This is a genomic window from Bradyrhizobium sp. 35, from assembly GCF_023073215.1.
Classification (GTDB): domain Bacteria; phylum Pseudomonadota; class Alphaproteobacteria; order Rhizobiales; family Xanthobacteraceae; genus Bradyrhizobium; species Bradyrhizobium canariense_D.
On sequence record NZ_JADPJC010000120.1, the window covers coordinates 38372 to 50437 of the forward strand.

Annotated in this window: 13 protein-coding genes; 7 read left to right on the plus strand and 6 right to left on the minus strand. The window is 61.4% G+C overall.

From position 1 onward, the window contains the following. Positions 1-36: 36 nt before the first annotated feature. The gene (locus tag IVB36_RS25635; protein ID WP_018456120.1) at positions 37-453 is read right to left on the minus strand and encodes a hypothetical protein; all 417 of its coding nucleotides are present in this window, start codon (positions 451-453) and stop codon (positions 37-39) included. A 41-nt stretch (positions 454-494) separates the two neighbouring features. Beyond that, a complete protein-coding gene (locus IVB36_RS25640) occupies positions 495-770 on the minus strand; it encodes a hypothetical protein (RefSeq protein WP_018456121.1) in 276 nt (91 codons plus the stop codon). 999 nt (positions 771-1769) lie between these two features. Between IVB36_RS25640 and IVB36_RS25645 the strand changes: the two genes are divergently transcribed. The 3 genes from IVB36_RS25645 to IVB36_RS25655 all read left to right on the plus strand — a co-directional run bounded on the left by IVB36_RS25645 (position 1770) and on the right by IVB36_RS25655 (position 4619). Next, positions 1770-1943: a hypothetical protein gene (locus IVB36_RS25645; RefSeq protein ID WP_162847250.1), complete on the plus strand. Its 174-nt coding sequence runs from the start codon at positions 1770-1772 to the stop codon at positions 1941-1943. A 600-nt stretch (positions 1944-2543) separates the two neighbouring features. After that, complete coding sequence (locus tag IVB36_RS25650; protein ID WP_247393391.1) at positions 2544-4133, plus strand: EAL domain-containing protein; 1590 nt, start codon at positions 2544-2546, stop codon at positions 4131-4133. 120 nt (positions 4134-4253) lie between these two features. Next, positions 4254-4619, plus strand: coding sequence for a VanZ family protein (locus IVB36_RS25655; protein ID WP_204513754.1), 366 nt, complete (start codon positions 4254-4256; stop codon positions 4617-4619). 44 nt (positions 4620-4663) lie between these two features. On the opposite strand, the gene IVB36_RS25660 is transcribed toward IVB36_RS25655, so the two are convergent. Both IVB36_RS25660 and IVB36_RS25665 read right to left on the minus strand, forming a co-directional pair. After that, on the minus strand, positions 4664-5062 hold the full coding sequence (locus tag IVB36_RS25660) for a CHRD domain-containing protein (RefSeq protein WP_039799634.1): 399 nt from the start codon (positions 5060-5062) through the stop codon (positions 4664-4666). Positions 5063-5254: 192 nt separating this feature from the next. Further along, complete coding sequence (locus IVB36_RS25665) at positions 5255-5539, minus strand: hypothetical protein (protein WP_085384365.1); 285 nt, start codon at positions 5537-5539, stop codon at positions 5255-5257. 239 nt (positions 5540-5778) lie between these two features. On the opposite strand from IVB36_RS25665, the gene IVB36_RS25670 reads away from it, so the two are divergent. Both IVB36_RS25670 and galE read left to right on the plus strand, forming a co-directional pair. After that, positions 5779-5928 carry a hypothetical protein gene (locus IVB36_RS25670; RefSeq protein WP_240543981.1) on the plus strand — a complete coding sequence of 50 codons (150 nt, stop codon included), beginning with the start codon at positions 5779-5781 and terminating at the stop codon, positions 5926-5928. Between the two features lie 6 nt (positions 5929-5934). Further along, complete coding sequence (galE, locus tag IVB36_RS25675; protein ID WP_085350033.1) at positions 5935-6927, plus strand: UDP-glucose 4-epimerase GalE; 993 nt, start codon at positions 5935-5937, stop codon at positions 6925-6927. A 40-nt stretch (positions 6928-6967) separates the two neighbouring features. On the opposite strand, the gene IVB36_RS25680 is transcribed toward galE, so the two are convergent. After that, entirely contained in the window at positions 6968-7426 is a 459-nt protein-coding gene (locus IVB36_RS25680) for a hypothetical protein (RefSeq protein ID WP_247372539.1), read from the minus strand. A gap of 588 nt (positions 7427-8014) precedes the next feature. On the opposite strand from IVB36_RS25680, the gene IVB36_RS25685 reads away from it, so the two are divergent. Continuing rightward, a complete protein-coding gene (locus tag IVB36_RS25685) occupies positions 8015-8686 on the plus strand; it encodes a hypothetical protein (protein ID WP_085384366.1) in 672 nt (223 codons plus the stop codon). 18 nt (positions 8687-8704) lie between these two features. Next, the gene (locus tag IVB36_RS25690) at positions 8705-10846 is read left to right on the plus strand and encodes an adenylate/guanylate cyclase domain-containing protein (RefSeq protein WP_085384367.1); all 2142 of its coding nucleotides are present in this window, start codon (positions 8705-8707) and stop codon (positions 10844-10846) included. A 35-nt stretch (positions 10847-10881) separates the two neighbouring features. On the opposite strand, the gene pobA is transcribed toward IVB36_RS25690, so the two are convergent. Continuing rightward, positions 10882-12054 (minus strand): 4-hydroxybenzoate 3-monooxygenase, encoded by a 1173-nt coding sequence (pobA, locus tag IVB36_RS25695; protein ID WP_085350037.1) that lies wholly within the window; start codon positions 12052-12054, stop codon positions 10882-10884. Between the last annotated feature and the right edge of the window lie 12 nt (positions 12055-12066).

The window sequence follows — 12066 nt, forward strand, 5'->3', positions numbered from 1 at the left end:
TAGCAGACGGAAGGGTGCCGAGCCAAACCCTCGATCCTAGCTATTGAGCTGCGGCGGCTTCAGGTTCGGAAAGCGCGTGAGCATCGCGGTCCTGATAAACCTCAGATGAGCGATGGTGTTTGCCAATTCCTTGAGCCGCCGCTGGCCGTTGGAGATGTCGGCGGCAAAGAGATCTTGATGATGACTGTCGATCGGCTCCCGTTCGAGATATTCATCGGTGCCGTTTCCGAAAGTGACGGATGCACGCGCGAGTGCGTCATCAACACGTCGTCCGAGGCCGACCTGCTCCCTCTCCGCATCGCGCAATGCCGTATCGATCGCGACCATGACGGCATCGATTCGAACGCGGTCCGTCTCCGCATCGCGCTCGATGGTACGGGCCTTGAAGCCTTTGTCCTCACGGCGGGAGCTGAGAAAATTGTGTGCGCGCGCTCTCAGGAACAGCTGAAACATTTGGGCCATCCCACGTTCGAGATTTGGACCGCTAACATCGGTCAGACATAGTTAACAAAGCTTGAATCTTGTGGCTGCTCCGCCTGGCTTTGTACGATCCACGCCCGCCAGGCTCCTTCGTGTTTCGAATAAAGCTCAAGCCATCGAGCTTCGTGCGCCGCGGCGGCCCCATCGCCCGGACCGATTTGAACCGTCTCTCCCGATGTGATGTCCAGCGCTTCGAACTCCGCCGTTTCCGGAAGCGACAGCCCTATCAGCACCCGCTTCCCTTGCGCATCAACGAAATACCTGCGGGGCGCGTTGTGCCTTTCAGTCATTCGAATGAGCCTCGTCCATGATCCAAGGACCTGGAAGATCTTTCAGGTGTCGATCATAGGCGCGAACGAAAACCATCAAAATAACGATGCAAATTATCGCGCCTAGCAATGCAATCAGATACGTCATTTACGCCTACCCTAACGCGGGGCCACGGAAAAATCGGGGCGGCTAAGCTTCCGCCGTGAATCGAGATGTTCTAGGTGGCATTGGCTAGGCTCTCAAGAATTGCGACAAGTTAACCTAACCGCACATGGTTATTTCGATAATGCTACAGAGATCGCTCGGCAAACAGGCCAGGCGCGAAATACCATCATTAGGAGGGCGACCGACTTCGTCCCGCCCCTGTTGCGGGAGTATAGGGCGCATAGAGACGATATCTTGCCGATCGCTTGCGTGAGCGCCACGCCCTCGCACCATAGCCGCAAGCAAAACCGCCCGCGAAGATCGAACCCAAAATCACAATTGCCAATATTTGAACGTCCCATTTTTTCGGCGCGTTCCTCCCATTGCATTTCATCTTGTCGTTGTGACGACTTCAAGATCGGCACCGCTGAAAGTTTTGCCAGGCGATGACGAAATTTGTGCAAGGAGCTGATTGAAGTTTGGTCGTTGCCGGACAGCCGCGGGCCGGGGAATGACAAAACGTCTCACTGATTGAAGTTGGATCCGGCCGGATGTTAATCGGGGTTCACGCAGTCCATGCAGCCTTCAGAACCGGCGCCCGACAATTCGGCTTCCAGCCATTCAAAGCGCGGTAACGGCCGCCGCTGATCAGCATTGACACCTCCGTGATAGTACGGAGCGACAAAGCCGGATTAGACGCGTTAAGGTTGAGCGGTTAGCTTAATCCGCGTTGTTTGTTGCGAATTCTCACTAATCACTTATCCCATCGTCTCACCGGGCTCCCCCAAGCTCGGCCCCACCCAAGCAAAGCCGTCGAGCGACATGGGTCCGCTTGGCGGCTTTGTCCTTGTCGCGACGAGAGGATGATTTCGGTTATGGCGCGCAAGCCCTGGTCGTTCAAGGAAGACCGCCGGCTGATGGAGTTGGCTAAGTCTTCGGCTTCATTGGAGGAGGCGGCGAAACAGCTCGGACGATCGCCCGATGCGATCAAGCGCATGGCCCTGCGCCTTGGTCTTTCGTTGAAAACGAAGGCGAGAAAAAAGGCCTAAGCGAGCGTGCGGCGGCGTTCCGCCAACGACGTCATGATGGCCGCGGGCGCGCGATCGCCGGTTCTGACGAAGAACGAATGCGTCGTGTTGCTGATCGGAGTAGAGCAAGGACCTCAAGGCAAGGTGAGGTCGCCGTCCGCCCCGAAGGCTCGACTCCGGCTACATGAAATAGATGCGCTCTAGCCCGGTTCGCCAGGGAACCGAACCAGCGCGCTCGCGTTGACTCCAACTCCATCGCGAGGTCTGGCCGTGGCCCATCTTGCCATTTCCGTCATTCTGGTCTGGTTGGCTATCAATATCGCCTTCGTGGTCTTGCGCTTGCGAGCCACCCGGCCACAGCATGGTGGCAGCCCTCGGCAGGCTTCCATCGCGCCCTACAATCCCGCACCCGCTTCCCTCCGCCATCGAATGGGCCGCCAGAACTTGGGAGCGGAAGGTTAAGTAGCATTTTCGATAGGGTCCCCCGGTCCGGGGGCAGACGGGTCCCTCGCCTGCCCACCCCCAAAGGCCGGTTCCACATGCCTCGCCCGCGCATTAAACCCTATCTTAGCGCGTCCTGATTAGGATCGGCCGACGCTTCCCTCTGTTCCGCCGGGCCGAATGAGATTGCAGCGACCGACTTTCGTATTTGCGGCGTTCGTGCTCGAGAGCACGGCCGCGTTCGGCGTGGCTGGCCACTTTGCGGCAACTTCGTTCATTCGGTACCAGCAGGCCCACCAGCTCGACGAATTGACCGAGGTGGTTCTGCGTCGCGCCGAATTTGCGGTCGACTTTGCCGGCGCGAGCCTGGGCGAACTCGCGCGGCGCGATCTTGCCGATTGTGGGCCCGCGACGCTGCAGGCGATCCGGCTCCACGTCTACCAACGTTCCGCGATCAAGGATGTGCGCCTCGTCAACCCGGATGGCTCGGTGATCTGCTCGGCCTATTCCGAAACGCTGGAATTCGACAAGGGATGGATCGACCGCCGCGATATGCTTCCCTCCCACGACAAGAGCCTTTCGCTCTTCCGTGTCGAGCAATTCGGCGGCGATGCTCTGGGCGTGCTCAAAGACATCAACGGCAATGCCGCATTGGTCGCCATTCTTGGCGTCAACGCCAGCCTGTTCGACATCATGCCCGCCGAGTTGCGCGCCCACAGCGAAGTGATCCTCGCGTTGAGCAACGGCGAGAAACTTGGCGAATTCCTGCTCGATCCCGACAAAGCCTTGCAGGCCCCGATCGAGCTCGACAAAAATTCAGCTCGATTCCCACTCCATGCGACCATTCGCCTCGAACGCGGCATCCTCTCGACGTGGAACAACGAGGCTTACTGGCCGACGCTGGCCGTAGCATTTGCAATCGGCGCCCTTTTCGGCGGGCTTTTCGCGCGGAGCCGCCGCATGGAAGGGCCCGTTGCCGATTTCGACCGCGGGCTGGCCGCGAACGAATTCAAGCCGTACTACCAGCCCATCTTCGAGCTCAAGACCGGTCGGATCAAAGGCTGCGAGGTGTTGGCTCGGTGGCTCCTCAAAGACGGATCGGTCGTGCCTCCGATGAACTTCATCCCGCTCGCGGAATCCAGCGGCCGCATCCAGGTCATGACCTGGCAGATCCTGCGATCAGCGCTGTCGGATCTGCAGCCGCTGTTGAAAGCGAACAAGGATTTTAAGCTCTCCCTCAACGTCGTACCAAAGCATCTCTTGAGTGCGGGCTTCATTGAAACGCTCCGCCGCACGGTCATGGCGGCGCAAGTCTCCGCGCGCCAGATCGTCATCGAGGTGACCGAGCGCGACGAGCTCGACGACCTCGCACGCGCCGCAGCCGTGGTCAGCGAATTGCGGGACTGCGGGTTTCGCGTCGCCATCGATGACGTCGGCGTCGGTCATAGCGGGCTATCCCGGCTCAAGGGCCTGGGCGCCAATACAATCAAGATCGACAAATTTTTCGTCGACACGATCACCGTGGACGCATCGACTGCCACGATCGTGGAGATGCTGGTCGCACTTGCGAAGGACCTCCAAATGACGGTGGTCGCGGAAGGCATCGAGACGGAGGAGCAGGTCCGGGCGCTTATTTCATCCGGCGTAGAGGAGGGGCAGGGCTATCTGGTCTCCGCCCCACTGCCCTTCCCTCGATTCAACGAGTTGGTCGAGTCACGCTGCTTGGCGCAGAGCGCTAAATTGCCGACCGACGCGGCGTTGGTGGCCTGAAAGGATTGAGCCGTTAACCCGGGACGGCAAACGCGCCGCGCCGCGCCCCTTGCTCAATCAGCCTTAACGATACTCTCATCTTTCAACGCGGCCTGGCTCCGGTCCGGCTATGGTCGTTCAATGCGCCGCAACCACCTTATCGCAGCCGCAGGCGTCTGCTTCGCGCTCATCGTCTATGCCACGCTTGCGAGACTGGCGGGGAGACCCGTGCTTATTGGCCATCACGACGCTTATTGGGTCGTCGTGATCGAGCGCTTCAGCGCCTACGGGTTGCTGGGATTTCTCTTGTCCTTCCTGTTGCCCGGTCGGCTCACCCTCGCATGCTCGCTTGTCGTGGCGGTCGCAATGGGGCTGGAAATTCTGCAAGCAATGACGCCCGATCGTGATCCGGGTTTCCTGGACGTGCTGCAAAAAGCAGCAGGCGGGACCGTCGGGGTCCTCCTCGCTCAAACAATCCTGGCCTTCTTACCGAGGCCGCCCTCCTGAGCAGATGCATGGCCTGCACGTCTGCATCGGGGAAGTGACCGTCCTTATTTTATCATTTGTCCGCGTAGTTCACCGCCCGGGTTCGCGGCCGTATGAATGTTGGCATACCATTTCCCAGCCAGCAGGTCCGCAGCCTGAGCTTCGGTGAGCGTTGCGCTCCCCTGAATCGGGCTTTGGACCGTCTTGAACGGCAGCACGATGCCGGCGTTCTTGCCGGCCTCCACGGGGCCATGGAAATGTGCCCCCATGGCTGGCCCGGTCAAGCCGGCGAAGCTGACTGTGTAGGTCAGGGTTTTCGCCTCCGTATCGTAGGTCGCCTCGGCCTTGCCTGTTCCAGGCGAGTTGTTCGGAGGCACTTCATTGCTGCCTTTTAAATCGGCCTGCAACTTCACGAGCTCTGCATTTGCCGTTGCGGCTGTCATGATGATCAGCGCACCCAGCATCGCCGCTGCCAACAGTGTCGCGTAGCCTCGATCGCTGTCGTTCCTCATGGCATTCTCCTGCTCTACGGCCCGCTGCGGTTGAACCCCGGCCAGCAATGAAAATTCCGGATGGAGATTTATGCCTGATTCGGAACAACTATCGCGAGAATCTCGGCTCCTTATACCCGGAGCCTGATGGATTGCGTGCGGGAGCTAAGCCGAGCGGCGCCGGCCCAGGAACTGGTTCGGCGTCAGGAGTTCTGCCATCTGCCGATGGGTGGCCTGGAGCGCCTCGATGGCGCCGTCCAGATCAAAATCGGCGTCCCGGACAGAGGCGAAATATTTGGCCGTCAGCGCCAGATCGAGCTTGACGCGGGTTGCGCCGTCGCGGCTTTTGCGGCGGTCAAGTGACAAATGGATGGCCCGCATTCGTGCCTCGGCAGACGTGCAGCCGCTAAGCTCGGCGAGTTCGTCATAGGTCATCCAGATCTGTGCCATGTTTCAGTCACTCCTTTACTCGCCATCAGCTTAATTTTGGTTCTTAAAGCTTCGGTTGCCGCGATGCGCGCGCCCACCGTTTCGCAGCGATAGGGTCAATGCGAGCTAAACGAAGAAGGACGATCGTGCCGAGCCGCCGGTGGGTTGCATACAGCGAAGATCAATCTATGCTCACCAGATCGATCAACTATTGAACTGAGGCAATCGCATTGGGACAGGTCACTTCGGAAGCCCTCTCCTTGATTGATGTCGTCTCCCGTGGCGCCACGCGGCATGTCCTCGCCTTCCGCAAACGTCCCGCATGGCTGACGCTTGCGGTGCTCGTGCCGGGTGCCGATTTGGTGCTGGCCGCGGACGCATGGATGATCGTTGATTTCACCTCGAGGTAAGCAGACATGACCGACCGACCGACTGTCCTCGTTACGGGAGGCGCGGGCTATATCGGCTCGCATGCCTGTCGCGCCCTGACCGCCGCCGGCTATCAGCCCGTCGTTTATGACAATCTGTCGACAGGTCATCGCGGCTTCGTCGCCGGCCCGCTGGTAACAGGCGATCTGCTCGACGGCGCCACGCTGGCGCGCGCCTTCGCCGAGCACAAAATCACGGCGGTCATGCATTTCGCGGCGGCGAGTCTCGTCGGCGAGTCCATGACCGACCCGCAAAAGTACTACATCAACAATGTGCAGGGCACGCTGTCGCTATTGCAGGCGATGCGCAATGCGGGCTGCCATCGTATCGTGTTCTCCTCGACCGGCGCCGTCTACGGCAATGCCGATTCCAAGGAACTGCCGGAAGACTTCCCCTGCGCGCCGATCAACCCCTATGGCGCATCGAAGTGGATGATCGAGCGCATGCTCGCCGATTACCGCGCCGCTTACGGCTTCGGCGCGTTCTGCCTGCGCTATTTCAATGCCAGCGGCGCCGATCCTGCCGGCGGCATCGGCGAATTGCGTGACAATGAAACCCATCTCATTCCGCGCGCCATGATGGCATTACAGGGCCATGTCGATTTTGCCGTGTTCGGTCAAGACTACGACACGCCCGATGGCACCGCGATCCGCGACTACATCCACGTCACCGACCTCGCCGCAGCGCATGTCGCGGCGCTGAAGCTGCTGGAACAAGGGCATGCCGGCGGCAGCTTCAATCTAGGCACCGGCTCCGGCTTTTCGGTACGGGAGATCCTGACCGCCATCAGGCAGGAGACCGGGCGCGAGGTGCCCCACACCGTCAAACCGCGCCGCGCCGGCGATCCCACCTATCTGGTCGCCGATCCCTCCGCAGCGCGAAAAGCGCTGAATTTCGTGCCGCGATATTCGGATCTGCCGACTGTAATCCGCACCGCCTGGGCCTGGCACCAGAGGGCTCATCCGCTTAAGCAGCTCTGACAACATCCTCGAAGTCGATCAGGCGGGATAAGACGTGGCCTTATGGTCTATTCCGTTCTGAGCCGAGCGATCCCGGCGCAAACGGATGGCGCGATCGCGAACGGCCGTCGAGCCCCTTGGGCAGCTTGTCGGCGTTGAGCTTCACGACCGCACCTCGGGCGTCAACGGCCTGCACCTCGTCCTGGCTGTAGATGAGCGTCGCCTCGAAGGTCACATCGGGGGCCTGCTCGGCCGTTCCGGAACAGGTCGCCATCGCACCGCTGCACACGCCCGAGAGCTTGACCTCGACCTCGTCGAGCCCGAACACGGTCGGCGGCCCCTCGGCATGACGCCGCGTGGTCAGAACCGCCGTGAAGCGCTGCTCGTCAATTCGGTAAGAGCCTCCATAAGTGAAGAAGCTGTCGCTGCCGGAGATTCGTCCCTCCGCCAGATGCACGACGCCCGTGCCCTGACCGCGCGGGGTCCTGAACCAGGCCGCATATTTGCCGTCTCTCAGCATGAAAACATCCACCGTAAAACTCCAACGTATTTGCAACCAACTCTGGGGCGCGACAATGACCCGCGCGGGGAGCATTCCGCCACGGTTAACGCCCTGCAAAATCAACTCGTCAATTTGACGCCGAGGCGCAGCGACGCGGGCGCATGCTTCCCGTGCGGCGGGCAAGAAAGCTGGAGCTGGACCTCGTTGCATACCGCGCTAAAAACGATCGGCGTGCCGACCTCGTTTGCAGCACGCATATAACCGCTATCAACTCCAGCCAGCTCGTGACAGCTAGCCTGTCACGCGGGAGGAAGTGGTCGAGATCGCCGCCGGTCAGCAGGCGACGCCGTATCAGAAGACCGAGGCTACGTTCGCGCCCATCATAGATATGGAGAGCCACCCGGTTGAGGCCGTCCCAGCCGATTGAAATTATCCATCCAGCTTGCCGGCGCACTGTCTTCTCGGGTCGCCGGCTTGAACCTCTTCCTGATAGAGTGCACCAATATCAAAGAGTGATTCCGGTCACACTTGCCTGGGCGTTTCGCTGCTAAGCATCGGGCCTGGATGGGGACCGGCAAATATTGGTCGAATTGGATGAGAATTGCCATGAAAAGCCTGATCGGCGCTGTTGTCGGCACATGCTGTCTTGCTGCTCCGGCTTTGGCGGAGAGCCCGACCGCCATCGTCGAGGACGTGCAAGGCAAGGTCGACGGTGTCGCGTTCATGGATTATGTGGTGCCGGGCAAGATCATCAAGCTGGGGCCCAAGGCAACCATTACGCTCAGCTATCTCAAATCGTGCCAGCGCGAGACCATCAGCGAAGGCGTCGTCATGGTCGGCACCGAGCAGAGCACCGTGCAACTCGGCGAGGTCAAGCGGGAAAAGGTCCCCTGCGATACCAACGCGGCAAAACTGTCGGAGCGCGAGGCGAACCAGAGTGCCGCGACGACCTTCCGCACCATGCGGTCGGACGCCAAGGGCAGCGCTCCGGCCAAGCTGCCGACGCTCTACGGTGTCGCGCCGTTGGTGCAGGCCAAGAGCGGCAGCACCCTGGTGATCGAGCGCACCGATGGCAAGGAGCCCACGATCAGCGTGCCGCTCAAGAGCGAGACCATGGTCGGAGGCAAGTTCTATGACTTCGCCAAGGCCGGGAAGTCGCTGACGCCGGGCGGCAGCTATCTCGCCATCCTCGGCACCAAGCGTTACGCCTTCCAGGTCGATCCCAGCGCCACGTCGTCGCCGACGCCGATCGTGGGACGCCTGCTGCGGCTCGAATAGGCAGCTAGCGACGGGGCGATGCGGCGGATCGGCAGACGGGACATCGTTGCAGCGATCCTGATTGCGCTTCTTGCAGGCGCCGTCGTCACGTCTCCGCCGTTCCAGACGCTGCAGGGCCTGTCGCTCGACGTCCTCACGGCACTGCGCGGCAAGCTCGTCGGCGACCACCGCGATCCCGCGACATCACCGGTCGTCGTCGTGGCCATCGACGGCGAGACCTACGACACTCCGCCGTTCCAGGGGTCGCCGACGCTGACCTGGACGCGCGAGATCGCCCGGGTGCTCGGCAGCATTGCCGACGGCGGCGCCAAGGTGATCGGTTTCGATGTCATCTTTCCGAGCTCGATCGAGCGGTCGGAGATTCCCTTTGGCGATGCGCCGCTTGGCGCGCGACTGAAGGGATTCGACCGAGACTATCTCATCGCCTTGCGGAAACTCTCTAGTGACGGCAAGCTGGTGCTGGGCGAGGTCCTCAGCAGCGATCATCCGGACCGCGCACAGCAATTGGCTGTGGGGAATAACGTCCGCGGCCTCAACGTCTATACCGACACCGACCATGTAATCCGGCGAATGCCGCTGAGTTTTCCTGTCGGCGACATGCGAGCTTCCGCAATGGCCGTCGAACTCGCCACCCGCGCGCTCGGCGCAAAACCGCAGACCGCGCCTTCTGGCGTGACTGCTTTGTCCGGCTATACGATCCCGAGCGCGGTGCCGAACACGCTAACGCTCAATTTCCGAGGGCTCGGCCGCGACGTGCCGACATATTCGTTCGCAGACCTGCACGCCTGCGTCGAGAAGAACGACCGCGACTTCTTCCGCCGCGCCTTCGGTGGCAAGATTGTGGTGCTCGGCACGATCCTCAATGTCGATGACCGCAAGATCACCTCGATGCGTCTTTCCGGCGGCTATGACGGAACGCCGGCCGCAAGATGCGCCCTGCCCGCACCGGCAACCACCGAACAAAAAGCCCGCAGCGACATCGCCGGTGTCTTCGTGCATGCCAACGCGGTGCGAAATCTGATCGAACGCGATGCGGTGACCGAGCTCGGCTTTCCACTGCGGAGCATTCTCACCATCGTGTTCGCAGCGATCGTGGCCTGCGCGGCCTGCGTGCTCGCACCGGGTGGCGCACTGATCGCATGGTTCGGCCTCACCGCGGTATACGCCGCTGTGGCTGTCGGTGCATTCGTCCATGCCTTGGCGCTGCCGCTGACGGAGCCGGCACTCGCAAGCCTTGCCGCGCTCGCGATGATGATCGGCTACCGTTTCGTGCTGGCCGATCGCGACGAGCGTTTCCTGCGCAGGAGCTTTGCGTTCTATCTCGCCCCCGAAGTGATCGACACCATGGTTGCCTCCGGCAAGATGCCGGCGCTCGGCGGCGAAATGCGCAACGTCACCATGTTCTTCTCCGACCTGAGTGGCTTCTCCTCCATCGCCGAGACGATGACGCCGGGCGAACTGGTGACGCTGATGAACGAATATCTGTCGGCCATGACCGACATCATCGAGAGCCATGGCGGCTATGTCGACAAATATATCGGCGATTCTATTGTCGCCATGTTCGGCGCGCCCGCCGACGATCCCGCGCATGCGCGCCACGCCGTCCATGCCGCGCTGAAATGTCACGCAAAACTGGCGGAGCTCAACGCCGGCAGCGCCGCTTTCGCCGGCCGCGGCCTGTCGCACCGCATCGGGCTCAACAGCGGCGAGGCTGTCGTCGGCAATATCGGCTCCCGCCGCCGCTTCAACTACACCGTGATGAGCGACACCGTGAACGTCGCCTCGCGGCTCGAAGGCGCCAACAAATATTATGGCACCGCAATCATGGCTTCAGAAATGACTGTCGCGCAGACAGGCAATACTTTCACCTGGCGCGAGCTCGACGCCATCAAAGTGATAGGACGCGGCGAGGCGATCAAGGTGTTCGAGCCCCTCGCGGAGAAGGGCACGGAGAGTGCCGGGCAGACGAAGGTTGCCGCCGCGTATGCGGAAGGGCTGGCGTGCTGGCGGGCAAGGGAGTTTGCGAAGGCGGCTGATGCGTTCGGGCGAATGGCGGAAATGGATCCGGCGTCAGCGCTTTTTGGCAAGCGCGCGACTGCGCTCGCTACAAATCCACCGGGGTCGGATTGGACGCCGGTGAACATCCTAGAAGGAAAGTAGCGCAGCGTCCCACCGCTTTTCGGGTCCACTCCCCGCTAGAACGGCAACCCCACGTAATTCTCCGCCAGCAGACGCTGCGCCGTCTCGGACGACAGCAGATACTCCAGCTCCGTCTGCTGAAGCCTCTCTTCATACTCGGAACGGTCGGGGAAGCGATGCAGCAGCATCGTCATCCACCACGAAAAGCGTTGCGCCTTCCAGATCCGCGCCAGCGCCTTGGCGGAATAGCCCTGGAGCCCGGAATCATCGCCGTTCTGATAATGCGCGAGCATGGCGTGGTAGAGATAATAGATGTCGGAGCCGGCGCTGTTCAGCCCGCGCGCGCCGGTCGGCGGCACGATGTGGGCGGCATCGCCGGCGAGAAACAGGCGGCCGTAGCTCATCGGCTCGGCGACGAAGCTGCGCAACGGCGCGATGCTCTTCTCGATGGACGACCCCGTGATCAGGCGGTCGCCGACCTCGTGCGGCAAACGGCGCTTCAGCTCGGCCCAGAACGCATCGTCGCTCCAGTCCTCCACCTTGTCGGTGAGCGGCACCTGGACGTAGTAGCGGCTCAGCACTTGCGACCGCAAGGAACACAGCGCGAAGCCGCGCTCGTGCTTCACATAGATCAGCTCCGGCGACACCGGTTTCGTGCGCGACAGCACGCCGAGCCAACCGAACGGATAGATCTTCTCGTATTCCCGCAGCACGTCCTTCGGGATCGACTTCCTGCTGACGCCGTGAAAGCCGTCAGCGCCGACGATATAGTCGCAATCGACTCGGACGGTTTCGGCATTCGAACGATAGGTCACGTACGGCTGGTCCGAGGTCAGGTCATGCGGCGTCACGTCCTCGGCATTGTGCACGACGTTGCCGCCAAGGCGGTCGCGCGCCTCGTAGAGGTCGCGCGTCAGCTCGGTCTGGCCGTAGACCAGCACCGAATTGCCGCCGGAATGCTTGTGGAGGTCGATCTGGGAGAGCACCCCGTCATGGGCGATCTCGAATCCCTTGTGGATCTCGCCCTCGCGGTCCATCCGCTCGCCGCACTGTGCCTCGCGCATCAGCCTGGCGAAGCCGTGCTCGAGCACGCCGGCACGGATCCGGGCAAGCACGTGGTCGCGGCTGTACTTTTCCAGCACGACCGTGTCGATGCCCTTGAGGTGCAGGAGCTGGGACAACAGCAGCCCGGACGGCCCGCCGCCGATGATACAGACCTGGACTTTCATTTTTGCGTCCTC